The 24,776-nt window shown below is 49.5% G+C and carries 26 protein-coding genes; 19 read left to right on the top strand and 7 right to left on the bottom strand.

Annotated elements, in window-relative coordinates:
* Positions 1–26 precede the first annotated feature (26 nt).
* The 7 genes from JOD20_RS20000 to JOD20_RS20030 all read left to right on the top strand — a co-directional run bounded on the left by JOD20_RS20000 (position 27) and on the right by JOD20_RS20030 (position 5,802).
* A complete protein-coding gene (locus tag JOD20_RS20000) occupies positions 27–533 on the top strand; it encodes a GNAT family N-acetyltransferase (protein WP_204756968.1) in 507 nt (168 codons plus the stop codon).
* Positions 534–593: 60 nt separating this feature from the next.
* Positions 594–962: a hypothetical protein gene (locus JOD20_RS20005; RefSeq protein WP_204756969.1), complete on the top strand. Its 369-nt coding sequence runs from the start codon at positions 594–596 to the stop codon at positions 960–962.
* Positions 963–1,063: 101 nt separating this feature from the next.
* Positions 1,064–1,465 (top strand): VOC family protein, encoded by a 402-nt coding sequence (locus JOD20_RS20010; RefSeq protein WP_204756970.1) that lies wholly within the window; start codon positions 1,064–1,066, stop codon positions 1,463–1,465.
* 148 nt (positions 1,466–1,613) lie between these two features.
* A complete protein-coding gene (locus tag JOD20_RS20015) occupies positions 1,614–2,381 on the top strand; it encodes a GNAT family N-acetyltransferase (RefSeq protein ID WP_204756971.1) in 768 nt (255 codons plus the stop codon).
* A 67-nt stretch (positions 2,382–2,448) separates the two neighbouring features.
* Entirely contained in the window at positions 2,449–3,132 is a 684-nt protein-coding gene (gene rpe / locus JOD20_RS20020) for a ribulose-phosphate 3-epimerase (protein WP_204756972.1), read from the top strand.
* Positions 3,133–3,591: 459 nt separating this feature from the next.
* The gene (locus JOD20_RS20025) at positions 3,592–4,926 is read left to right on the top strand and encodes a hypothetical protein (RefSeq protein WP_204756973.1); all 1,335 of its coding nucleotides are present in this window, start codon (positions 3,592–3,594) and stop codon (positions 4,924–4,926) included.
* A gap of 237 nt (positions 4,927–5,163) precedes the next feature.
* Positions 5,164–5,802, top strand: a complete 639-nt coding sequence (locus JOD20_RS20030; protein ID WP_204756991.1) for a Fe-Mn family superoxide dismutase — start codon at positions 5,164–5,166, stop codon at positions 5,800–5,802.
* Between the two features lie 59 nt (positions 5,803–5,861).
* On the opposite strand, the gene ruvB is transcribed toward JOD20_RS20030, so the two are convergent.
* On the bottom strand, positions 5,862–6,893 hold the full coding sequence (ruvB, locus tag JOD20_RS20035) for a Holliday junction branch migration DNA helicase RuvB (RefSeq protein ID WP_407928461.1): 1,032 nt from the start codon (positions 6,891–6,893) through the stop codon (positions 5,862–5,864).
* A gap of 142 nt (positions 6,894–7,035) precedes the next feature.
* Here ruvB and JOD20_RS20040 point away from each other — a divergent pair, with 142 nt between their 5' ends.
* A complete protein-coding gene (locus JOD20_RS20040; RefSeq protein WP_204756974.1) occupies positions 7,036–8,064 on the top strand; it encodes an STAS domain-containing protein in 1,029 nt (342 codons plus the stop codon).
* A 143-nt stretch (positions 8,065–8,207) separates the two neighbouring features.
* Here JOD20_RS20040 and JOD20_RS20045 read toward each other — a convergent pair whose 3' ends face one another.
* Positions 8,208–8,657 carry a hypothetical protein gene (locus JOD20_RS20045; RefSeq protein WP_204756975.1) on the bottom strand — a complete coding sequence of 150 codons (450 nt, stop codon included), beginning with the start codon at positions 8,655–8,657 and terminating at the stop codon, positions 8,208–8,210.
* A gap of 225 nt (positions 8,658–8,882) precedes the next feature.
* Here JOD20_RS20045 and JOD20_RS20050 point away from each other — a divergent pair, with 225 nt between their 5' ends.
* Genes JOD20_RS20050 through JOD20_RS20060 form a run of 3 tightly spaced genes read left to right on the top strand, consistent with a single transcriptional unit; the run spans position 8,883 to position 10,704 of the window.
* Complete coding sequence (locus tag JOD20_RS20050) at positions 8,883–10,070, top strand: glycine C-acetyltransferase (protein ID WP_204756976.1); 1,188 nt, start codon at positions 8,883–8,885, stop codon at positions 10,068–10,070.
* A gap of 58 nt (positions 10,071–10,128) precedes the next feature.
* The gene (gene rsfS / locus JOD20_RS20055) at positions 10,129–10,473 is read left to right on the top strand and encodes a ribosome silencing factor (protein ID WP_338034204.1); all 345 of its coding nucleotides are present in this window, start codon (positions 10,129–10,131) and stop codon (positions 10,471–10,473) included.
* Positions 10,474–10,509: 36 nt separating this feature from the next.
* Positions 10,510–10,704, top strand: coding sequence for a hypothetical protein (locus JOD20_RS20060; protein WP_054532499.1), 195 nt, complete (start codon positions 10,510–10,512; stop codon positions 10,702–10,704).
* A gap of 54 nt (positions 10,705–10,758) precedes the next feature.
* Here the strand turns inward: JOD20_RS20060 and JOD20_RS26765 are convergent, their stop codons facing one another.
* Positions 10,759–11,361 carry a cold-shock protein gene (locus tag JOD20_RS26765; protein ID WP_204756977.1) on the bottom strand — a complete coding sequence of 201 codons (603 nt, stop codon included), beginning with the start codon at positions 11,359–11,361 and terminating at the stop codon, positions 10,759–10,761.
* A gap of 151 nt (positions 11,362–11,512) precedes the next feature.
* On the opposite strand from JOD20_RS26765, the gene JOD20_RS20070 reads away from it, so the two are divergent.
* The 4 genes from JOD20_RS20070 (at position 11,513) to JOD20_RS20085 (ending at position 16,058) form a co-directional block, all read left to right on the top strand.
* Positions 11,513–13,978 (top strand): tetratricopeptide repeat protein, encoded by a 2,466-nt coding sequence (locus tag JOD20_RS20070; protein WP_204756978.1) that lies wholly within the window; start codon positions 11,513–11,515, stop codon positions 13,976–13,978.
* Between the two features lie 194 nt (positions 13,979–14,172).
* Positions 14,173–14,457 (top strand): isoamylase early set domain-containing protein, encoded by a 285-nt coding sequence (locus JOD20_RS20075; protein ID WP_041304451.1) that lies wholly within the window; start codon positions 14,173–14,175, stop codon positions 14,455–14,457.
* A gap of 172 nt (positions 14,458–14,629) precedes the next feature.
* Positions 14,630–15,262: a hypothetical protein gene (locus JOD20_RS20080; protein ID WP_204756979.1), complete on the top strand. Its 633-nt coding sequence runs from the start codon at positions 14,630–14,632 to the stop codon at positions 15,260–15,262.
* Positions 15,243–16,058 carry an alpha/beta hydrolase gene (locus tag JOD20_RS20085; RefSeq protein ID WP_204756980.1) on the top strand — a complete coding sequence of 272 codons (816 nt, stop codon included), beginning with the start codon at positions 15,243–15,245 and terminating at the stop codon, positions 16,056–16,058. The genes JOD20_RS20080 and JOD20_RS20085 overlap by 20 nt, the downstream gene beginning before the upstream one ends.
* Here JOD20_RS20085 and JOD20_RS20090 read toward each other — a convergent pair.
* Positions 16,035–17,213, bottom strand: a complete 1,179-nt coding sequence (locus tag JOD20_RS20090) for an acyl-CoA dehydrogenase family protein (RefSeq protein ID WP_204756981.1) — start codon at positions 17,211–17,213, stop codon at positions 16,035–16,037. The two genes, JOD20_RS20085 and JOD20_RS20090, sit on opposite strands and share 24 nt — an antisense overlap.
* 163 nt (positions 17,214–17,376) lie before the next feature.
* On the opposite strand from JOD20_RS20090, the gene JOD20_RS20095 reads away from it, so the two are divergent.
* From JOD20_RS20095 to JOD20_RS20105, 3 genes are all read left to right on the top strand, one after another.
* The gene (locus JOD20_RS20095; RefSeq protein WP_204756982.1) at positions 17,377–18,258 is read left to right on the top strand and encodes a hypothetical protein; all 882 of its coding nucleotides are present in this window, start codon (positions 17,377–17,379) and stop codon (positions 18,256–18,258) included.
* 65 nt (positions 18,259–18,323) lie between these two features.
* On the top strand, positions 18,324–19,001 hold the full coding sequence (locus JOD20_RS20100; RefSeq protein WP_204756983.1) for a response regulator transcription factor: 678 nt from the start codon (positions 18,324–18,326) through the stop codon (positions 18,999–19,001).
* A 14-nt stretch (positions 19,002–19,015) separates the two neighbouring features.
* A complete protein-coding gene (locus JOD20_RS20105) occupies positions 19,016–21,016 on the top strand; it encodes a sensor histidine kinase (RefSeq protein ID WP_204756984.1) in 2,001 nt (666 codons plus the stop codon).
* Here JOD20_RS20105 and JOD20_RS20110 read toward each other — a convergent pair.
* The 3 genes from JOD20_RS20110 to nadD form a co-directional block, all read right to left on the bottom strand.
* Positions 20,997–21,629 carry a CPBP family intramembrane glutamic endopeptidase gene (locus JOD20_RS20110; protein WP_204756985.1) on the bottom strand — a complete coding sequence of 211 codons (633 nt, stop codon included), beginning with the start codon at positions 21,627–21,629 and terminating at the stop codon, positions 20,997–20,999. The genes JOD20_RS20105 and JOD20_RS20110 overlap by 20 nt on opposite strands.
* 155 nt (positions 21,630–21,784) lie before the next feature.
* Positions 21,785–23,308 (bottom strand): L-aspartate oxidase, encoded by a 1,524-nt coding sequence (gene nadB / locus JOD20_RS20115; protein ID WP_204756986.1) that lies wholly within the window; start codon positions 23,306–23,308, stop codon positions 21,785–21,787.
* 23 nt (positions 23,309–23,331) lie between these two features.
* Positions 23,332–23,940: a nicotinate-nucleotide adenylyltransferase gene (nadD, locus tag JOD20_RS20120; protein ID WP_204756987.1), complete on the bottom strand. Its 609-nt coding sequence runs from the start codon at positions 23,938–23,940 to the stop codon at positions 23,332–23,334.
* Positions 23,941–24,235: 295 nt separating this feature from the next.
* Between nadD and JOD20_RS20125 the strand changes: the two genes are divergently transcribed.
* On the top strand, positions 24,236–24,776 hold a 541-nt coding region (locus tag JOD20_RS20125; protein WP_204756988.1), incomplete at its 3' end, for a hypothetical protein.

The following is a 24,776-nucleotide window of genomic DNA, read 5'->3' on the forward strand; positions in this document are numbered from 1 at the left end:
GTGGCTCTTGGCATTTTAGGAGCCAAATGATGTTAATTCGCTCTGAAACCAGCACCGATAACGCAGCAATTACTACGATCAATCAACAAGCTTTTGGCCGCGCTGGCGAGGCCGATTTAGTTAACCAATTACGTCAAGTAACGCCCATCATTTCCTTAGTTGCCGAATTGGATAATCAGCTGGTTGGCCATATTTTGTTCAGCCCTGTGCAGTATGATCAAGCGCCAACCGGCATCACAATTTGGGGCTTAGGCTCGTTAGCAGTGCTGCCAAGCCAGCAAACCAAGGGCATTGGTTCGGCCTTGGTCAAAGCTGGGCTTGAAGCTTGCCGCCAAGCGCAAATTCAGGCCTTGGTTGTGTTGGGTGGGCCTGAATATTATCAACGCTTTGGCTTTCGGCCTGCTGCCACCTGGAATCTGCGCTGCCACTACCCAGTCGATGCCAAGTTTTTTATGGCCCAAGAATTAAGTGTTGGGTCTTTGGCAGGCTTGGATGGCACAATTTCCTATCACCCAGCCTTTGATGCAGTTTAAGCCTGTAACCTTGCCCAAACCCTGGCGTATTTAAAGCCAAATAATGCAGGGAGAATGGTTATGGATTCACTGTTCTGGGGTATTGCGCTTGTGGTTATCGGCCTGATCATCGCAGTCCACTTAGCCTATTTATCCAAACAAGAAGAAGCCAAACAAGCTGCCAAACAGCGCTACCAACAAGCATTGCATCAATCCCGTACAAACCCTGACGCTGCCAGTTCACAAAACCTCGCCCAAGCGCGGGGCAAGAAGTATATTGAACTGCTTGAGGCCGAGCGCCGTCAACGTATATACAATGATCAGTCTCCATGGCAGGTTGATGCAGAGCTGGTGCGGGCAAAACAACAGCTAGTTATTAGCCGCCACCAGCGCAACCAAGGCCCAACCTCGTATGCCGAATGGCAACAGCAAAATCAGCAACAGCAATAATTGCATCGAACATCAACAACCATCTCCAACAGATGGTTTTTTATTCAATCCAAAAACGAAAATATGTTCTATAATTGAGCTGTATTTTCAAGGAGGAACGAATGAACAATCAAGCTCGCTGGACTGATGGAGCGATTAGCGCAATTACCCTTTTCGTGCCCGATGCCGTTATGCAGAGCACAACCCAGTTTTATCAGCAAACATTTGGCTTGCCAATGGTCTTCAGCGACGAAAATTCGATGGTGTTTCAGTTTGGCTCAACATTGATTAACCTGCTCACCGAGAGCGCAGCGGTTGAATTGCTTGCGCCGATGGCTGTGCCCAAAGCCGATACACGCGCCTTGTATACGATTACTGTTGCTAATACCGATGCAGTCTATGCCGAATTACGTGAGCGCGGCGTTGAGTTTATCAATGGGCCAATTGATCGCTCGTGGGGCGTGCGCACCGCCAGCTTTGCCGACCCCGCTGGCCATCTCTGGGAGCTAGCTCAACAGATCTAAGAGTTATTCGGCAGCTAGCCCTCTAGCTTTCAATCACAACCAGCTAGCTGTTGTCCCTGCCTACCCCTAGAAAATCCTCGCTTAGGCATTGGTGTATCATTCTGGGCAACAAACCGTGGCTTAGCCAGAAGATAAGGATCGCAAACCAATGCAATTTCGTTTTATATCAATTGATTTCGCTGTAATCAAACCAATAGTCGTTGACTATTATGTTCAGCTACTAACCCATGTCGATTCATTCTTCGAGGATCGCTTACTCCATGCCGCGTGGTATCAGATTATGCTTGATCAGGCAGCTATTGGCCTCGCCGCAGTGCACGATGCAAGCATGCTGGTGCATTTTTCATTGCAGACTGGCTATCAACAGTATGGCCAAATCGCCTTTGAGCAAGCCAAAAAATTAGCCAATGTGCAAGCAGCCTTTGTGCCAACCAACGATCAATGGTTGCTTAGCCATGCGCTCGATCAGCATCGCCAACTGCACAAACAGGCCTATTTTTTCCAAGCAAACGACCAAGCTTTGCTAGAAGCAAGCCCGAGCGAACAGCTACGCCTAGCAACTGAGGTCGATATTGGGCTGATTACTGAGCATGCCAGCGATTTGTTTGATCAAATTCCGCAACGAGTAGCGTGGCAACAGCTGTTTTGTTTTAGCATCAATGACGAGATTATTGGCTTTGGGATTATCGAGCCAAGCAGCATCTATCAACAGGTTGCCAGCATTGGCATGCACATCAATCTGGCCTATCGCCAACAAGGCTATGGCACGCGCTTAATTCAAGTATTAATTCGCCATTGCCAAAACCAACAACTTGAGCCAATCGCTGGCTGTTGGTACTACAACCATAACTCCAAAAAAACCTTAGAACGGGCTGGAATGTATAGCTCAACCCGCCTGCTGAAAATTGAATTTTAATTGTGATCAAGGTTGAGTTGATTTGTGTTTTAATAGAGCTGCATGATTAAACACAATGAGGAGTTTTATGCCAATCGGATACCACGCTGGCCGCGCCATCGAGCTGACCCCATCGATCTTATCGGCCAATTTTGCCAATCTTGGAGCCGATGTTCAGGCCGCCGACGAAGTTGGGTGTAGCTGGATTCAGGTTGATGTGATGGATGGCCATTTTGTGCCCAACCTGACCTTTGGCCCACCAGTCATCAAGGCGATTCGGCCATATTTTAAGGGCACGTTGGATGTCCACTTGATGGTAAGCAATCCCGATGCGCTGCTTGAAGAATATGCTGCGGCTGGCGCAAACCATATAACGGTGCATCAAGAGGCCAGCGTACATTTGCACCGCACAATTCAGCGCATTCATGAGCTTGGTTGCACTGCGGGCGTGGCGCTCAATCCAGCTACGCCAGTCAGCAGCCTTGAAGATATACTCGAAGATCTCGATTTGGTGCTAATTATGTCGGTTAATCCTGGCTTTGGCGGCCAGATTTTTATTGAACGCAGCTTGGCAAAAATTGCAGCCGTGCGCAGTTTGCTCGATCAGCGCAAGCATGAGGCAGTAATTCAGGTTGATGGTGGGGTTAAACCAAGTAATATTGCCCAGATTGTGCAAGCAGGGGCGACTAATCTAATTGCAGGATCGGCTTTTTACTCCGCAAACATCACGCCTCACCAAGCGTGGGATGCTTTTGTCGCCGCTTTGGCATGACTTAAGTCACCCGCTAAATCACCCATTATAGGGAATGTCAGAATAGGAGCAATGGCCTATACTTAATCCATCTCCTTCTCCTCTCTTCTCTCGCTAGAACCCCGCAACTGCGGGGTTTTGGCGTTAAAGAATGGTTTTTAAATGCGGTGCTGGCCGCTTGGTAAAGTCCCACGTTTACCAAGCGGCCAACTGCCCTGATGCTTCCAAACCACAGGAGCGCCGCAATGAGAGTGTGTAGGCTTAATATAGCAAGCACCAGTTCCAAAGCCTGTTCCAAGTGGGTAGCATTTTGGTTCCAGCAGCTTTAGCAACGCAAAACCCCAACCCCAGCCAAAACTGTCAGACCAACGCCATTTGGAAACCTCTAGCCACAGAGTCTGCTTTATAGTTGCATTTTGCCCTTGCATTGCACCATTCCAACATAGCCGATCCAAAGGCTTAGCACTCGAAAGGTTGCGTATGAAATTTGCTTGGCGAAGAGTGGGCACACTGGTTGGCTGGATGATTTTTGGGATGTGGGTCGCATTTGGCTATAGTGTGGTGTACCAAAACCAACAGCGGGGCATCGCAAGCGTCGATTTTCAAAGCTACGCTTTAGCTGCCGAACGCATGCAACACCAAGCCAATCCATATCCGGCAATTGCCGAGGCCCAAGCAATGTGGCGCAGCGTGCATCAATGGGAGCAGCGCATACTCAATGCGCCTGATCCGGCGGCAAAGCTGGCAGTTAAGGCGCAATATGATCAGGTTGGTCAGATTGTTGGGCCATATCTTTATCCGCCCACTTTAGCCCAAGCCGTAGCCAAATTACAAATCACGAGCCTTGGCATGGCCGCAATTTTGAGTATGGCAACGCTTGGATTTGTGGCATTTTGGCTGTATCTGACCAAACAAAGCAGCGCTTGGACAATGTTGGTGATGCTTAGTTTGGAATGTATGCTGGGCATCGTTTCGGGCAATGTTGAAGTATTGTTGCTGCTCGGCAGTTTGCTTGGCGGCTATTGGGCGCTCTATCATTCGCGGCTGGCTGCGGCGCTGATTATTGCCCTGCTGCTGTTGATTAAGCCCTTCTATGGCTTGTTTTTCGTGGCTTTAGCAGCGCTGGCCTATTGCAATATGGCTGATTCAGCGGCGCGCCAAGACTTGATTAAACGAATTGCCAGCATTGCAGTGCTAGCCTTGGGGTTGATTGGGCTAGAAATTTGGCGCTGGGATAGTGCGCTGCGCCACGAAACTTTCAATTATTTGGCCAATACTCTCGAATACCAATGGTTTAATTTTGCGGTGGCCGAACAAAGCCCAATGAGCATGTGGAACCGCACAGTCTTGCAAGGCTTAATCAATCTTGGCCTCAACCCAAATAGCGCTCAAATATTGGCACTTGGCTTATGGTTGCTTGGGTTGGTTGCAAGTTGTTGGTTAGTTTGGCGCAAACAGGTTGGCTTTCCATTGCTCTATGGCTTGAGTTTTCTGCTCTTGTATTGGGGCAGGCCGGTTGGCTGGTCGTTCTCGTTTCTTGAATTGATTGTGCTCAGTTTGGTTTGGCCAACGCTTGGCCGCTGGGGCAAAATTGGCCTCAGCACAGCGATGCTTGGCCTGATTGGCTCACGCTGGATTGCGCTCGGCCTGACGGCTCAAGCCCAAGGGATGCCACTCAATACGTTGCAAACCAGCACCTTCGCGTGGGAATCGTGGCTTGTTTTGCCATTGTGCTTGCTCTGTTTGGGCTATGCAATTCGCCAAAGTGCCCATCAATCGCTTCGGGCAAGTACGCAGCAAATTCTAGTTAATTAAGTATATTTTTAACCAAAGTTTAATAATTATCAACCTTTTGCTAAAACCAAAGTGCTTATTTCAACGAATGGAGCAATATGAAAGCATGGTCTAGTGGAGGTTATGATAATGTCAGAACGTTTCAATCTATCGCGGCGGGGGTTTTTGGGCGCAATTGGCTTAGGCAGTTTGGCCGCAATTTGGGGCAATAAAGAAGCAAGCGCCAAAAAATATGGCGGGGTCGGCAAAACCTTTGATATGGCAACAGTCCCAACCAACGGCAAATTCACCCTGCCAGCCTTGCCCTATGATTACGGTGCGTTGGAACCGCAGCTTGATGCAGAAACGATGTACATTCATCACCAAAAACACCATCAAGCAATCGTGACTAATCTGAATGCAGCCTTGGCCGATTATCCCAAATTGCAAAGCATGAATGTGGCTGAACTTTTGCATGGCTTGAGTAATTTACCAAGCGCGATTCAGACCGCAGTGCGCAACAATGCTGGCGGCCATGCCAATCACTCAATTTGGTGGGCAACGCTCTCGCCTAAGGGTGGCGGCAGCGCTGGTGGCGCGTTGGCAGCGGCAATTAATGCCAAATATGGCTCGTTCGGCAGCTTCCAAAATAGCTATAATGATATTGCTTCGCGGCGCTTTGGCTCAGGTTGGGGCTGGCTCTCAACCGATAGCAAAGGCACGCTCTATCTCGCCAGCTACCCCAACCAAGATAGCCCCTATATGGAAGGGCTAACGCCGTTGCTTGGGGTTGACGTGTGGGAGCACGCCTACTATTTGAAGTTTCGCCAAAAACGGGCCGAATTTTTGAGCGCTTGGTGGAATGTGATAAATTGGAGCGAAGTTGGGCGACGCTACGATCTGGCCATTGCCAAATAAACCCAAAGCGGGCTGCTCGTAGCTATGAGCAGCCCGCTTTTTATGTCAACGATCAAAATCTATTCCAAATTAAAGGTTGATTGTTGGCTATCAACTGGGCGCGGCGCTTCGGGAAAACTCACGCCAAGGTGATCGTAGGCGCGGCGCGTGGCAATCCGCCCGCGTGGCGTGCGCTGAAGAAAGCCCAGCTGCAACAAATATGGCTCGTAAACATCCTCGATTGCATCAACTTCTTCGGCGGTGGCAGCGGCCAAGGTCGTTAGGCCAACCGGTCCGCCATTGAACGTTTCGATCAAGGTGCGCAAAACCCGCCGATCATTCTCATCAAGCCCCAAATCGTCGATTTCAAGGCTGGCAAGGGCGGCTTTGGCAACGTCGAGGGTAATATGATTATCGGCCATCACCAAAGCAAAATCGCGTACTCGCCGCAACAAACGATTGACAACCCGCGGCGTGCCGCGTGCCCGCCGCGCAATCTCCAAAGCTCCAGCCTCGTCAATTGGCGATTTGAGCAAGGCTGCCGAACGGCGCACAATATCGGTCATGGCTTCGACCGAATAAAATTCAAGCCGATGCACCGAGCCAAAACGGTCGCGCAACGGCGAAGTGAGCAAAGCAAGCCGCGTCGTCGCGCCAACCACGGTAAAGCGCGGCAATTTCAGGCGCAAATTGCGGGCACTTGGGCCTTTGCCCACAATAATATCCAGCGCAAAATCTTCCATGGCTGGATACATTACTTCTTCAACTGCGCGATTCAAGCGATGGACTTCATCAATAAACAGCAAATCATCTTTTTTGAGGTTGGTCAAAATTGCTGCCAAATCGCCAGCCCGCTCGATGGCTGGGCCAGAAGTAATTTTGATATTCACACCCATTTCGTTGGCCAAAATGGTTGAAAGCGTGGTTTTGCCCAAGCCAGGCGGGCCATAAAACAACGTATGATCAAGCGGCTCCTTGCGTTGTTGGGCAGCAGCAATCGCAATTTTAAGGTTGGCAAGCACTTTTTCTTGGCCAATATATTCGGCCAATTTTTTTGGCCGCAAACTTTTCTCCACCACTTGATCCTCTTCGCGAGGCTTGGGTGAAATCATTCGTTGAGCTTGATCAAACGCATCCGACATGGCATCCTCCTACAGCGATTATAGCACAGACGGTCGCATGCTGGCAGCAATTGAATCATCAGAAAAAAAGCCTGATATAATGCGCCATAGCCACTTTACACAGGTACCGCACATGGCCGATCCACCAATTGCATTATGGAATGAAGAACGCGAACAGCGTAAGCGGGCCTTACGCCGCATTTTGATCACTGGCAGCAGTTTTATTGTTTTGCTGATTCTGTATTATGTTTTAGGAGTTGATCTCAGCGTTGGACGCAATCAAATAGCGCTTGGCTGTTTGTTTGGCATTTTGGTTGCCGCCGGGGTTTCAGGTTGGTTGGTCAGTATCGATCAGCCAGAGTTGGCAACCCATGCGATGTTTATTCCCTATTTTGCGCTTATTTTGGTCGTCGCAATCCCGGTTGGCGTAACCAGTCGCGGGATGTATGGTCTATTTATTCCAATTGTGGCGGCGGCGTTATTGTTGCCAGCACGTTGGAGTTTAATTTATGCGATTATTGCCGTGATCGTGTTCGTCAGCACCGATCTGCTTAGTCCTCAGCCATTTTCATTAAATATTACGATTCTCAATCTACTGTTTGCTGGCGGCTGTTTTGGCACCGCAGCAGCAACAACCTCGTTTACCGCGCGGCGCTTACGCCAACTGCTGAAAAGTAGCATCGAACATAGCAAAGCACTTGAGCGCAACCAAACCGTGCTTGAGGAGCGGGTGCAAAAACGCACACTCTACCTCGAAAAAGCACTTGACGAATTGCAACGCTCCAGCGAAACCATTCGCCAAATGAGCGTGCCAGTGCTGCCAATTGCCGAGCGTGTTTTGGTCTTGCCGCTAGTTGGCAGTATCGATCTGACGCGGGCTGCCTTGCTCAGCGATGAGTTGCTGAATACAATTTATCAACGCCGCCCACATACGATTTTGATCGATTTAACAGGTCTCAACACAATCGATCAAGCAGTAGCCGAGTCGTTGGTGCAAACCTTGAGTGCAGTGCGCTTGCTTGGCACTGAGCCAATCGTGGTTGGCTTACGCAGCGAAACCGTGCAAGCCTTGCTCGATACTGGCATCGACATTGCGCATATTCGCACCTTCCGCGATGTGCAAAGTGGCTTGGGTTATGCGACAAGCAAACCGAGTTATTAGAGAATTCCCTCACCCAACCCCTCTCCCGTGGCACGGGCGAGGGGCTTTAATGCGGTGGTTCTTGCGCAATTCCTTGGTAAAAACGGTCACTCCCCTCGCCCGCGTTGAGTGGAAAAGGGGCTGGGGATGAGGGAACAAGTATCCTAGCGCACGATCAGTGTATTGCCATCAAACAGCAATTGGCTATCAAGCCAGAGTGTGCGGGCTTTTTGGCCATGCATGCCATACAAGGCAAACTCAATTGAATCCTCAGGTGCGGCAAATTCGCGCAAAATCGACCCGCGCACAACAAACGCCGCATATGGTCGAATCTGCTTGGTAGCCAATGGTTCAAGTTGCAAATCAAGCGCTGGTTTGCTGCGTGGCTCGACGTTAACGTCCTTCCACAATTCGGTTTGATACAGCGTAACTTCAAAATAGAGGCGCGTTGGATCAGCTGATTCGATTTGCTGCCACTTATCATACAAATCACCTTCGTGGAGCGTAACAGGTAGATCATCATGGATTGGCGGCCCCCATGCCAACAATGAGATACCAATACAACTGCCAACTACGAGCAAGCCTGCAAGCAAAAATTTAATCAGTTCTCGCACAACATCCTCATTTCACACCATTCCAATACAGGTTGGATTGAGTGTAGCTTGCGATCGGGTTTGCAGCAGGCACAATCCTCGCAGCAATGCAGCATAATCATTGCAATTACCAAAGGCCATAAATCAGCTCACAGGCGCATCTACAAAGCGCGCTTATGCACTATAATGCATTTGAAACATATGGCGTTGAGCCATAGTTGCGAATAGTTGTTTATGGGGGCGATGATGCCGCATTCATTTGAAGCATATCTTGATGAGCAACTGAATAGTTTGCGCGAGCAAGGGGTTTTTCGCACGTTGCGCGAATTGCAAAGCCCAACCGGTCCACGCTCAACCATCGATGGCAAATCGGTGATCAATCTCTCATCAAATAATTATTTGGGCTTGGCCAATCATCCAGCCTTGAAAGCAGCAGCAATCAAGGCAATCGAGGAATTAGGGGTTGGTTCTGGCGCAGTGCGCACGATTATTGGCACAATGAGCATCCACGAGGAGCTTGAACAACGCTTGGCCGAATTCAAGCATACTGAGGCGGTGTTGGTGCTCCAATCGGGCTTTACGGCTAACGCTGCGGTTTTGGGAGTTGTGCTCAACGATGGCGATTTGGTGATCAGCGATGCCCTGAATCATGCCTCGATTATCGATGGCATTCGCCTGACCAAGGCAGCGCGCGCGGTCTATCAACACAACGATATGGCCGATTTGGAACGGGTTTTGCAGGCTAATCAAGGCAAATATCGCAACACGCTCATCGTCACCGATGGCGTATTTAGCATGGATGGCGATATTGCCCCCTTGCCACGGATCGCTGAGCTAGCCAAGCATTACGGCGCAATCACGATGGTCGATGATGCCCACGCATCGGGCGTGCTTGGCACCAACGGCAGCGGCACGGTTAGCCATTATGGCATCAACGATTGGGATATTCAGGTTGGCACGCTTTCCAAGGCAATTGGGGCCTTGGGCGGGTATGTGGCCACTTCGCGCAAATTGCGCCAGCTGATGGAGCATCGCTCCCGCCCATTTTTGTTCAGCACCTCGCATCCGCCAGCGGTGGCTGCAACCTGTATTGCCGCCGTTAAGCTCTTGCAAAGCCCCGAGGGCGCGCAATTGCATCAACAGCTTTGGGAAAATACCACGTTCTTCAAGGCGGGATTGCAACAGCTTGGCTTTAACACTGGTATCTCAGAAACCCCAATCACCCCAGTGATTGTTGGCGAGAGTGCCAAAGCCATGCAATTCTCTGATGAACTGTTCCAAGCAGGCGTATTTGCTCAAGGCATCGCCTTCCCAACTGTGGCCCGCGACAAAGGTCGGGTGCGCACAATTGTAACTGCCAGCCATAGCAATGCCGATCTCGCGGAAGCGCTCACTATCTTCGAACATGTTGGGCGCAGGATGCAGCTAATTTAAGGTTTCATGGTATATTGGAAGCAGAAAAAATCTGTTCTAGAAATGTGGAGGTCCACCTATCGAAGCGCAAGTTCTTGCCCGCCGTGCTGTTGATTTAGCAGACTCGAAGCAGGCAAATGATATTATCATGCTTGATGTTCGCCCATTAGCCACGTTCGCCGATTTTTTGGTGATTTGTACCGCTGGCAATGAGCGCATGCTACGAGCAGTCGTAAAAGAAATTGATGATCAGTTAGTCCAAGAAGGCGCACCGACACCCAAAGTCGAAGGTTCACCCGAAACTGGCTGGGTTTTGCTCGATTTTGGCGATGTAGTTGTGCATATTTTTAGCCCTGAACAGCGCGATTTTTACAAGCTCGATAAATTGTGGCAAAAAGCTACGCCAGTTGTCGTTCTTCAGTAATCGGCGGGTCAAGGACGATCACGTGCGAGGTACATCATGAACAAATCTACACAACGCGAACGCTATGTCGTCTTTGCGCTTGGAGCAGCAGCAGGAAGCGCCTTAGGCTTGATTCTCGGTTCGATCTTAGCTTCTTCGCTAAGTGACGATACGATGCAAGCTATCGGGCGCGGGTTCCGCCGCCTCACAGGCCGCGACCATAAACCAAATTTCGAGCTATTTCTCCAATAACAGCAAGGCCGACTCATACGAGTCGGCCTTGTTGCTTGAGTGGATATGCAAAACTCAAATTGAGATCTCAAGTGAGTTGGCGCGCAAGCCACGATCACTTGCCGAAACGCTGACCCGGACGTTATCGCCAACTTGCACCCGATTGCCACCATGATTGAACAAACTCGAATGCACATAGGCATCGCCTTGATTATCGCTGAGCGCCACAAACATAAAGCGCCCTTGAGGGTCGATATAATCAACCCGGGCGTTAATCACGCCAGCAGGAGCGCTACCGCTGAATGAACGGCTGCGTTCACGTGGGCCATTGCTCCACTCGCGGCGCGGGCCGTTATTGCTTGGGCGACCTTGGCCAGCAAAACGATCACGGCGATCGAACGAGCGTTCGCTATCATAGCCACCAGCCTCGCGTTGCTCGTAGGCCCGAATGCGCGGCGTTGGCGGTAAAGCGTTGGTCACTAAAACATCGTTGGCTTCATCACCCTTCATGCCCCGAACCACCCCAAAACTTACTTCTTCGCCCTCAACCAACCAACGTCGTCCATCACCAAGCGCCCGTCGATGAACAAACAACGATGCTCCTGCATGAGTTGTAATAAAACCATACGATTTTTCAGGATCGAACCACGCCACCGTGCCAGTACTACGCTCATTCATAACCCATGTCTCCATGTTGGAATTTGGTGCTCAGCATAAACCAGTTGCCGAATCACGCTTTATAATGATACAAAGTATCATTAATCCAACAACTTGTCAAGTGCATGGCCCATGTTAAAATTATGCCTGCACACATTAGTAGGAGCTAGGGATGAGCGACGATCACATTTGGACAGTCAAATCAATTCAGACATTAATTCAACGGCCTGAACGCCTTTTGGCTGATCAGACGTGGCGGCAACGCTTGCAAGCATTTGGCGGGTTGGGCGATTTTTATCACTGGCTAGGCCAACTGCCACTTGAACAGCCGCAGCAATCACTGCTCAAGGTGCTCACAACCTATCCTGGCGCACCAGTCGATAGTTATTGTCAGATGTTGAATATTCATCAAGCGACCTATCATCGCTACCAAAAAACCTTATTCGAGCAACTAGCCAAATTGCTCAATCAACCGCATCAGCCTCGCAACAACGATCCAAATTCTGCTGCTGATCACGCGCCAATTCACCAATTGCGGCCTGTGGTTGGCGATTTTGTTGGGCGCGAGCCTGAGTTTAAGCGCCTAACCCATGCGATTCAGATTGCCCACGCAGCCAAGCGGGGAGCAGCATTAGTTGGCATTCATGGCATGGGTGGCATTGGCAAAAGCGAATTAAGCCTGATTGTTGCCCAAAACATTGTGCATTTATATCCTGATGCTCAATTGATGCTCAATCTGTATGGCGCGCGCGAACAAGCACTTACGCCTGAACAAGCCCTTGGTTTGGTGATTAACGCACTTGATCCTAAAACCCGTCTCCCAGAAAAACGCGAGCAATTATTGGCTCGCTATCACAACATTCTGTACAACAAACAAGTCTTGATTGTGGTTGATGATGCGCGTGATGCTGAGCAAGTACGCGACCTGATTCCGCCAGTTGGTTGTTGTCTGATTATCAGCAGTCGCCAGCGATTTAGCTTGCCAGCCATGGCCAGCGTTCAGCTTGAGGCTTTAAATGCTGATGATGCAAGCAAGCTCATCCAAGAAATTTGCCCACGGCTTGATCAGCATCATGCAGAACAATTAGCCAGCGCTTGTCAGTATTTGCCCCTAGCCTTGCGGGTGAGCGCGAGTATTTTGCACAATAACCCAGCACTGAAGCCTGCGCACTATTTGGCCCAGCTTGCCGATGAAAACCAACGCTTGCAAGCCTTGCGCGACCCCGACGATCAACAATTGAATGTTGAGGCCTCGCTGGCCTTGAGTTACGCCCAACTTAGTGTTCAACAGCAATATTTTGTGCGCCAATTGGCAGTTTTGGTGGCCGATTTTTCGAGTAGTTTGGGGTTGGCAATGCTCGACTTGCCGCATAATTTAGCTGCAGAAAACCAACTTTATTATTTATTGCGCCATAATTTATTGCAATACAATAGTCACAACGAACGCTGGAGCATGCACGACTTAATTCGCAGTTTTGCGCTGCGTCAATTGGCAGAGCAGCATGAAACTGAGGCGGCACTATGGCGTTATTGCGAAGCGATTCGCGATTTGGCTCGCATGCTTGATGATGTATATCTTAATCACATTGGTGGCAAAATTCGGGCAACCCAAAGCTTCGATCGTGAAGAAAAACATGTTAATTGGATATTTCAGTATGCACAAAGCCAACTTGGAACCGCTCGCGGCGATCAATTAATCATCGATTTAGTCTTGGCCACGATTTATAATATTAGCAATTATTATCCATCAATGGTTGATCGAATTGCCTATATTAATCATGCAATCCAAGCTGCGCAGCGAATTAATCAACCATTAGTGCTTTCAACCTTATTAAATCATCAAGGAAATCTGCATCGCATTATTGGCAATACTGATCACGCAATTCCGCTTATGCTTCAATCTATCGAGCTTGCTAAGAGCCAAGGAATTACGCATCACACAGCTGCATATATCATCCTTTCTTATTGTTATCAGCGCTTGGGAACCTCAGAAGCACTGCATCTTGGCTTAAAATACGCGATTGAAGCGTTTTTATGTGATGAACAAACAAATGAATTTCGTAAAGCTTATAATAATACCGCGCTGATTAACAGCCTCGCGACTATTTATGCACGATTAAATCATCAAGAATTAGCTTTATATTATTACTTGAAGACGGTTAATGTTGGTATAAACCAAGATATCGGTAAAGAACTTAGTATTCATTATGGTAATATTGGCAATATTTATCGTAAAATGGCTAAATTTGCTAAAGCCATTGAGTTTATCAAGAAATCTGCTGAGATAGCCGAACAGTATGATGATGGTGTTTCGAAAGCAGCAGCAGCAGTTAATTTAGCCGAAATATTCGTTGATCAAGCGCAATATGCTGAATCACTTGCCTACTTCGAGCAAGCAATTTATTTGTTCGCACAGGCTAATTATCATTTTCATGTTGCCTACTGCCAATGGTACTATGGCAAAGCCTTGCTGTGGCTCGATCAGTTTGAGCAGGCAATTGCCCAATTTATGTTGAGTAGCGCTCATTTCCAGCAACAAAAGATTATGAATCAAGCTAATTTGGTGCTATTTGAACAACTCAAAGCTGGCAAGATCGAACCACGGCAATTCCTCGCAGAGGTGAAGCCAATCACCTAAAATCGCAAGCATTGGTGCTAGCTCTTTAGTCCTGTGTAGTACAAGCCAAGATGGCCTAGATTTCTTAGGAAATGCCAATGCTTTGGGTATTGATCTTGCATTGAAAGCCATGTAGGATGGTAGATACAAGGATTCGGACGCAGAGGAAATGCAACGAAGCCGTTGTATTTTGTAACGCACAAAGGAGTGCCAGAATGCTGAAGAAACGCCTCGAGGGTACGGTCGTGCGGGTAACCTTCAACATCCCAGCCCCACTCACCGCCCAGACGATCACACTTGTTGGCGAGTTCAATAATTGGAGCGAAACGGCGACACCGCTGTTACGTTCCGGGGAAGGCTGGAGTACCACCATGGATCTGCCACCCAATCACAGTTACCAGTATCGCTATCTTGCCGATGGGCGCTGGCTGAACGATTGGAGCGCTGATCGTTACGAGCCAAACGAGTTTGGCGGTGCGAATTCGGTGGTCTACACTTAAACCAGCCACAAACGACGAGGCATCAATGAGGATGGCTCGTTGTTTTATTGCTGCTAATAGGTGTTATATTGACACAAAGTCACTCAATCGCCTATTATACACAGAGCCTTGATTATGCTCGCGCAGCGACCTAAGGCTATTCTGTTGCTCACTACTAGTAAGGATATTCGACATGCTCGATCTACACCCGACCTTTGAACGCGCTACCAGCGATGCGGTTGCCCATTTCGCACCCTTGATTGAGGTCATTGCCGCGATTGCCCATGGCGATGATACCCGCCGCGCCGAGGTCGAGTTTTTATTGCCCCAAATTGATAATAATGGCTGGATTATTCAGGCGGCAGTTGAACGAATTTGGGCTGGCGAACGCGATTTTGCGCAGCTTGGCGCTGGCCTAGATACCAATAGTGCGGCCATCGTGCAGGCAATTTTGATTGCAGTTAGCCAAACGCCCGACCCAGAAGAAGCGCGGTTAAGCAAACTGATCGGCGAATGGCGGCCAATTATCTTGACGGTAGCGGCGGCCTACTTTGGAGTCCAGCACGCCTACACCGATCTTGATGGCTTCTTGCCGCAGCTTGAAGCCCAAGCCCAATGGCAAACCTTGGCTCAACGCATCCGCTTGCTGGTTGCAGGCGATAGCAATCGCCAACGGCTCTTGGCAGATCTTGACACAACTGATACCGTTATCATGCAAGCAATTTTCCATGCGCTCGATGATAAAACCACAACCTTGCGGCTCATCCGCGAGGAACGGGATCGGGCGGCGGCTCAAGAGGAAGCCAATGACCAGCAACACGCTTGAACATCGCTGCTACGAACCGAAAACGCTATTGTATCAGCGACCTTTGCTGCTGCTCCATGGCGCTTGGCATGGGGCTTGGTGCTGGGATAATGCCGCTCACGATTTTGCCGCGCGCGGCTTTGCGGTGCATACGCTGAGTTTACGCGGCCATGGCCGCAGCAGTATGCCGCGCTATTTCAACACAATTGGCTTAAACCACTATATCGACGATTTGCTGGCGCTGGTTGCAACCCTCAAACCAGCGCCAATCGTCGTAGGCCATAGCCTCGGCGGCTATATTCTGCAACATGCAGTCATGCAGCACCCATTGCCAGCGGCGGTTTTGCTGGCTAGCATGCCGCAGACTGGGCCGTTGGGCTTTACGCTACGCACCATGCGAACCCAACCAAGCGTGCTCTTACGGGCTTTCGCAACCGCCGATGGGTATAGTTTTGTGCGTACGCCAGCCTTGGCAAAATATTTATTTTTGCGTGATAACGCTTCCGCCGCCCAAACCCAAGCCATCCACAGCCAACTTGGCAGCGAATCGCTCAGGGTTTTGCTTGATGCACTCATTCATAAACCCAAACCAAGCCACATCAAAACCCCAATAATGGTGATTGCCGCCGAGCGTGATCGGGTATTTACCCTCGCCAAACAGCGTTCGTTGGCCAATGCCTATCAAGCGCCATTGATTATCGTGCCACAGGCAGCCCACGATTTGATGTTTGACCCAGCTTGGCCCTTGGTTGCCGATGCGATCGAAGGCTGGGCCAGTCGCCACCAAACATCGTTATTCGACCAACCAACTCCCTAAGCCAACCAAGGCCGCATCCAGCGTCGGCGGGTGAAACAGGCCAGCCCGCACATCGCGCGCATAGCGTTCGAGCGCCAAATCTGGTGAGAGCGAAGCTCCACCAACCACAATCATGGTCTGTTCAACCGCAGCAACTGCATGCTCAATCGCGGTTGCTTTGGTAGTAGCAATCAAAGCCCGCAAATTGCCGCGTTCGGCAGGCGCTTGCTCCCAAATTTGGGCTGTTTGATAGAGCAAACTCCGCGCACTCAGCAGCAATTGCTCGACCTTGCCAAGCTGCCGCTGAATCGATTCAAGCTCGCTAATGGCCTTGCCTGCCAAAGCGGTCGGACGACGTTCGCGGGCATAGTTGCAAGCAACATCGCGGGCAGCTTGGGCAATGCCCAAATAGACCGCCGCCATGTTCAATTGAAACCACGCCCCAGCATTGCTACGGCTCGGATCAATTACGCCAGCTTGGCGACGTTGCAACAAATTTTCTTCAGCAACAACTACGCCTTCAAGCACAATATCATCGTTGCGAGCTGCACGCATCGCCGTACCATGCCAAGTTGGCTCAATCGTCACACCTGTTTGCTTGAGATCAACCAAAAAGATCGCTGTATCGCTGGTATCAACAATCGTGGCGCTAATCAGGGCATGAGTTAATGCAGGCGCGCCAGTCGTATAAATTTTGCGACCATTCAGTAACCAACCGCCGGCAACTGGCTGGGCAGTTGTGGCAAACAAACCACCGCGGGCTGGGCTGCCCATTTCGCGCTCGCTGGCCGCCGAATTGAGCAAAACCGACTGTTCAACTACTAAACGACTAAGCCGCTCGATCTGGCTTGGTTGCCATGCCCGCCCCTCGATAATTCCGCCAAGCACATGAATCGGCATTGCCAGCACCAAAGCAATTGAGCCATCGCCATAGGCTAATTGCTCTTGGGCCAAAATTGCCTCGAACAAACTCGCGCCAAGCCCACCAAATTCGGTTGGAATGCTCAAGGCTTGATATTTGGCCGCAAAAAATGCTGGCAAGTGTTCGAAGGGAAAACTCGCAGCCTGATCATGCTTGGCTGCGCTTGGTTTAACCAGCGCCGCCATTTCTCGGCCAAGCGCAACAAAGGCTTGTTGGCGTTCAGTCAGGCCAGAATGCAATACATCTATTGCCATTGGTTTATTCCTTAATCAACAAAATTATATTCAAAGCTTAGCACAAACCAGCAGCAACTCATCAAATTATTAACTTTGCACAGCCAATTGTCGAATTTGTATCACAATCATTTTTTATAGTACCGCAATTGAAAGTAATTTGTGATTGACAAGGAGTTCGGACATGCGTAAACATTTAGCGGTGGCGGTTGGGGTGGTATCGTTGGCTTGTGGCGGCTATCTTTGGACCAACAATACAGCTTTTGCCGCCAACAACGACAAACCAGTGCATAGCGTCACAGTCAGTTCAAATGCCGATGATGTAACAATCGAATGTCATGTGTCGGGCGTAACTGGAGTTGCCCCATTGCATCATTCAGCAATGAGCCAGCCAACCCAATTACACAAACAAACTGTTGGCGGTGCTTTGCATCTTCAGCATAATGCAGCAGCAAGCAGCGACCAGCTTGAAACCACAACCAAAGCAACCAGCCAACGCGTTACCAAGCCGTTTGTGGCACTCAAAGCTACTGATCACCTTGCAGCAACGAACGAAACAACGAGCGAACAAATCACCAAACCATTTGTAACGATTAATGCAGAAACCGTTGAGGGCGAGTGTGGAACGGTTGTAGCAATTGGGACCGTGGCCGGGGTCGATTGGTTTGCGCTCGCCGCTGAAACAATTGGCATTAGCGCCGATGAACTGCACACAGGCATTGAGGCAGAACAAAGCATTGCCGACCAAGCGGCGGCCAAGGGCGTTAGCAAACAAGCAGTTATCGATGCAATTGTGGCCGCTGAAACCACCAACATCAATCAATTGGTCGCTGATGAAGAGCTAAGCAGCGAAGATGCTGAACTCTTTAGCAACGACTTGCCCGAAATGATTGAGCATTTTGTCAGCAATGTGCCAAGCTTCGTTGCTGGCGAAGGGGTTCAATGCTTCCAGATTTCAGGGGGCGAATCAGGCACAAGCGAAAGCATTGAAGAAGCTGTTGAATGCGAAGCCGTTGAAGCACTGCCCGCCTTGCCAAGCGAACCAGCTACCGAACCAAGTCGCTAAATAAGTGGCTGGTTGCAGATCTTACCACGCCTGCAACCAGCCAACTCATGCCACAAGGAACCACCATGGCCAAAATAATCGTGATTATCGAGGATGAAGAGCGGATTGCCCATTGGATGCAGTTGTATCTTGAGCAAGCTAGCTTTACAACCTATTTGGCAAGCGACGGCCTGACTGGCTTGGCGTTGGTGCAGCAACACCAGCCAAGTTTAGTCGTTTTAGATTTAATGCTGCCCAAGTTGGATGGCCTGTCGGTTTTCAAGGCCATTCGCCAAACCAAAAACACTCCAATTATTATGGTAACTGCTCGCAGCAGCGATGAAGAACGGATTCAAGGTTTAGAGCTTGGAGCCGATGATTATGTGGGAAAGCCTTTCAATGCCCGCGAATTGGTGGCCCGTGTGCGTGCAGTTCTACGCCGCAGCCAGCCACTTGCACCAAGCCAAACCCTCAAACGTGGGCCGATTGAGCTTGATTTGACCCAGCATCAATGTACAGTCAATCAGCAACCTGTCGAATTAAGCAAAATTCAATTAGCCTTATTGGCCACATTTATGCGCCATCCCAACCAAATTCTCAGCCGCGAACAGCTGCTTGAAGCGGTGTTCGCTGGTGATTATGCTGGTTTTGATCGTTCGCTCGATGCGCATATTGCGCGTTTACGCCAGCGAATTGAGCACGATCGCACAAATCCGCAATATATTATTACCGTATATGGGCTTGGCTATAAATTTGTTGATTAATCTGGTAGGGTGTTATGCTTCGATCAATCCGTTGGAAATTAGGTGCAGCATTTGGCCTCGTGATTGGCGCAACCCTCTTGTTGAGCGGGCTAAGCGCTTATTTGCTCACAACCCAGCGCTTCGATATTTTTGTTGGCGACCAAAGCCAAATGCGTACCTCCCAACTTGCGCCTTGGCTCGAAGCCAGCCATGCCTACAATCCCGATTGGTCGGCGCTCCCATCCTTATTACAACAAAGCGAAGCCCTCAGTCAAACGGTTACCATGCCACTTGCGCCAGCATTAATCAGCGTTAGTAGCGGCCAACTTTGGCAACAAAGCGCCGAGGCAATTGGCATTAGCCCTGAACATTTGCAAGTTGAGGTTGGTAGCTCTGGCAGTATCGAAAGCGTTGCGATTGCGCATAATCTTAATCCTGAAGATTTAATTATGAGCCTTGAGCAAATTCAACTGCCGCATGCAACCATTCCCATGACTTTGGGCATGAGCGGCGTACCAGCCATGGAATCAGGCACGGCGCTCAAATCGCAAATTCGCTATTTTGTTGAATATAAAACCAGCCCCGATTGGCTTAATCTGCTTCAGAAAAAGCTTACTGCCAGCCCAAGCGAGATCATCCAAAGCGCGCAGCATCCCCAAGGTTTTGTGGCCTTGGCGAAAAACTACCAAACCGAGCCACAAGAACTGGTGCAAACGATCGTTGCCGCCGAACTTGAGCGCCTCAAATCAATGTCAAGCATTCCAATCAGCCTCATTTTGAATGAATTGCCAATGATCGTTGAATCGGCCTGGAATTTTATCGATCCTCAAGCCTTGCACCGGCCAACTAATCAGCAGTTTGGCTTTGCCCACCACGATAGTTTGTTGCTGCAATGGGCCTTGCAAGCGGTGTTGCATGGCGATGAACGGCTGATTATTCTCGATCCAGCGGGCAATGTGGCCTATGACAGCGCCCAGCAACTCAACCACGACCAGCAATTGGCCGCCGATCTGCGTCAGCATGCGATTCCACTCTACGATTTAATCAGCAATGAAGTGATTGGCTCGGCCTTGATGGTCACCGGAACCCACGCCTATACCGAGCAACAAGGCGCATTTTTACGCAGCACCAGCCATGCATTAATTATCAGCGGGGTCATTGTCGGCATGATCGTTTTGGCTTTGGGCTTTGTGCTGGTACGCACGATTACCGCGCCAGTTTTGGCATTAACCCATGCCACCAAGCAGATTATTGCTGGCAATTGGCAAACCCAAGTGCCAATTCGCTCGCACGATGAGCTTGGCCAAATGAGCAGCGCCTTCAACCATATGGCCAATTCGCTGGCCCAACAACGCATGCTGCAAACCCGTTTAATTCACGATTTGACCCACGAATTGCATACCCCGCTCAGCGTGATTCAGCTTGAAATGGAAGGCTTGGCCGACGAGTTACAAAGCGCCGATGAGGCCGCACATCACGTTGAACATGAGATTAAATTGATCGTTAGTTTGCTTGATGATTTGACCTTGCTGCTCAAAACTGAATCGCAGAGCCTCGATTTTAACAAAACAACCCTTGATTTTGCCCAATTGCTACGCGAAACCCACCAGCGTTGGCAACAACCTGCACTCAACGCGGGCATTCAATTCGAACTCAACATCGAGCAACCATTGCCAGCAATCGCAGTTGATCGCACGCGAATTGTGCAAGCCTTGGGAAACCTGATCAAAAATGCAATTCGCCATACGCCAGCCAAGGGCAATATTGTGATCAACTGCACCAGCGATCAACAGCAGATTAATCTCAGTATTCAGGATACTGGTGAAGGCATTGCAGCCCATGATTTAGCGCATATTTTCGAGCGTTTCTATCGCGCCGATGCCTCGCGCAATCGCGATACTGGCGGGCGCGGCTTGGGTTTAGCGATTGTTAAGCAAATTATCGAGGCTCATGGCGGCACAATTACAGTAGAAAGCACGCTTGGCAAGGGCAGCAATTTCCAGATCCTATTGCCACTTAGCCCAAGCCACGACTGAAAAAATAGTGGCCCAAGCCCACCGTAAACATCAAATTGCCATACAAAGCGTGCTCCAAACACACCAAGCGCAGCGAACGGGTCTGACGGTAAGTATCACCAAACAGCCAGCCACCGATAATCGTCAAAATCACCGCGTAGGGATTGCGAAAAATAATATGTGCCCAGCCAAATACCACAGCATTGAGCAGCAGAAGCCAACGCTCATTTAACAAAGTGTGATAGCGCGCGAAAAACAGGCCTCGAAAGACCAATTCTTGAATATACACCGAAACAATCGGATAGGCTAGCACAAGCAGCAGCCAGACCCACGGTTGTTGGCGAAGCAAATTAAATAAATGATCTGGTTGCCAAAGCCAAACCAACAGCACCGTCAGCAGGCTTGCTAGCCCAAAGCGTCGCAGTAAACGCCAAAGAGTATGTTTTTCGCACGGATTCAAGCGGCCTTGCCACAAGCCGATTGGCACGCCGCGCCGCCGCAACCAGACCCATGCGCCAAGCGCCGCCAAACCAAGCACCCCAAACCACCAACTGGCTGACACAGCAAAACGCAGCACCAACGGCACACAACCAAACAAAACCAGCAATTCCAGCCATAGCCACCACCGCCGCATCGCTTGCATCCTTTTCCCGTTGCGTAAAACGTTAATTATGCCAGAGCAACGGGCCAAAACCAAGCAACAATCTGCGCCCAAAAGATGAACATTGATGGATTAAATACAAAATGGTGGATCTGCAACGATCCACCATTCTTTGAATTTAGAATGCGCTAGCCTTGCTTCAAGACCAAGTAGCGTTGCCAAACTTCGCGGGTTTCGCTGAAATCGCGGCGGGCATGCGCACCACGGCTTTCCTCGCGCAACAAGGCAGCATAGGTCAAAAGCGTTGCCACAATCAACAAATTGGCATCTTCATATTCGCGCACTGTGGCTGGCTCGGCTTGGGCATCACGCCATGCAACTAGCTGCCGCAGGGCTGAACCCAACCCATCAGCCTCGCGCACAATTCCCACGTTGCGCCACATCAGCCGTTGCAAGGCGGCGCGGCTAAATGGCGTTTCATCGGCTTCGGCAGCCATGGTGATTGCCTGAGTAGTTTGGGGGAAAGTTGGCGCTTCAATTGGCCCATCGGGCGCTTCAATCACGCGCTTAGCCCACACCAAGACCTCAAGCAATGAATTCGAGGCCAAACGATTGGCTCCATGCACGCCAGTCATCGAAACTTCGCCAACCGCGAATAAATTCGGCACGCTGGTACGGCCATGCAAATCAGTCACCACGCCGCCGGTCATATAGTGGGCAGCAGGCGCAACCGGAATTGGCTCTTTGGTAATATCCAAGCCATGGCTGCGGCAGACTTTGGCGATCGTTGGAAAGCGCAACAGCACCAAATCGGCTGGCAAATGGGTCACATCAAGATAGACATGATCAGCATCGGTTGAAACCATTTCGGCGGCAATGCCTCGCGCCACCACATCACGCGGGGCCAATTCTGCATCAGGATGCAATTTGAGCATAAAGCGTTCGCCAGCAGCGTTGCGCAAAACGCCGCCTTCGCCACGCACAGCCTCGGAAATTAAAAAGCCCGGCGCGCCTGGCAAGCGCAAAGCTGTTGGGTGAAACTGGAAGAACTCCATATTTGAAACCCCAGCGCCAGCCCGATAGGCCAAAGCAACCCCATCGCCAGTTGCTACGGTTGGGTTGGTTGTGGCTTGGAACAGCTGGCCAGCACCGCCAGTTGCCAGCACAATTCGCTTGGCGCGCACTTCGCCGCGTTCGCCAGTTCGTGCGTCAAGCGTGCGAACCCCAACTGCTTGGCCATTTTCCAACATAATTTCGGTGGCCAAAGTCCAAGCCCGCACATCAACATTGGTATTGGCAACTACGCCCGCCAAGGTAGTTTCGATCGCTGCGCCCGTTGCATCGCCGCCAGCATGCAAAATCCGCCGTTCGGAGTGGGCAGCCTCGCGGGTTAGGGCGATTGAGCCATTATGGGTGTCAAACGGTACGCCCAAATTGATCAACTCATGCACACGCGCTGGGCCTTCTTCGCACAACACCCGCACTGCGGCAGGATCGCTAATGCCAGCGCCAGCAACCAAGGTATCTTCAATGTGCAATTCTGGCGAATCATGCTCGCCAATTGCGGCGGCAATGCCACCTTGGGCATAGCGCGTATTACATTCCTCAACCGCCTCTTTGGTTACCAAAACAACCTTGAGATTATGTTGAGCTGCCAGTTGGGCGGTGTATAAGCCAGCGATGCCTGAGCCAACAATAATATAATCGTTCATAGAACGGGCAAATCCTTTCGTGGTTAAGCGCTAGGTTGGGCAAGGTAAAGCCGCTGCTCGGCAATATAGCCAGCAACAGCATCAGGAACGAGATAGCGCACAGGCAAACCAGCCTGCAAGCGACTCCGCAATTCAGTCGCTGAAAGATCCATGCGTGGGCCTTGAATCCGCACGCTGCGAGTGGCGAGGCTAGGAAATTGGTCAAGCAAAGCCTGCCAATCCAATTCAAAGCCAGGCCGTTCTAAAATAGCAAAATGAGCTAATTGAACCAAATCGTTGGCAGCATGCCAGCGTGGCAAGCTAGCCAAACTATCAGCACCAACAATCAACCACCATTCCACATCCGGTTCAATAATTTTCAATTCATGCATGGTGTCGATGGTATAGGAAACGCCGCTGCGTTCAACTTCGATGTTAGAAACTGCAAAGGCGGGATTATCGGCTACTGCCAGTTCGGTCATGGCAAGGCGTTGGTTGGCGGAGCTGTAGTGCTGTTGTTTCAAAGGCTGCTGCGCCGTTGGCATAAACACCACCCGCTGCAAACCCAACACCACCCGCGCTTCTTCGGCGATTGCCAAGTGTGCATGATGAATTGGATCGAAGGTTCCGCCCAAAAGCCCAACCCGTTGCATAACCATTCCTTCTTTAATAGTCAATATGACACCAAGTGCAAAATAGTATAGCGCGATTCTGCTTTTTGTCAATATCACACTAAAGAAAATATGAATGATGAGGGATGAATTATGAAGTCAGAAGTCAAAAGTCAAAAATGAGTTCTATATAGATTCAGACCTAGCGTTATGTTCATGGTTTAGAACAATCAACAGGACAAAATAACCCTTGACGCTGGATTTTGAATGTAGTATATACAGTAGACATGTGTTAGGCATTGATGCGAAGAATGTTTTAGCTTGCTGGAGTACAACCATGACTGAGGCCATTGAGCAATTAGCCAGCAAACTTTCAGTTGCGCACTCAGAGATTGAGGATTTTCTTAAAAAGTTAAGTATTCGGTTTGATCAGCCAGTAACCGCACAAGAGGTGTTAGGATTTCTTGAAACATACAAGGGTAAACTTGATTTTGATAATATTGCTCAGCAGTTGGAAAAAGGCTACATAAATAGATATATTAGAGATAAAATTTCGACTAATAATGAAAACGTAGTAAAAATTCAATCCTATGTAATAGAATCTTTTTCTTTTAAAGAGTTAAAATTATCATTGCATACTATTTTAAAGTATACTCCTATTTTATTCATTGAATATGGTGAGTTTCAAAATATCCTCAGGATTTATAACTATGATAAATCAACTAGATTAATAGAGATTATTCAAAAATTTTCTTCCTCTATACAAAAAGATGCAAAGATTAAAAATATAATTTACTTAGTAAATTTAACTTTAGATAAAAATCAATTAGAGTTTCTTAATATCTTGAATAATTCATCTTATATACAGTTAAAATCCC

This window comes from Herpetosiphon giganteus, assembly GCF_016907925.1.
GTDB lineage: Bacteria > Chloroflexota > Chloroflexia > Chloroflexales > Herpetosiphonaceae > Herpetosiphon > Herpetosiphon giganteus.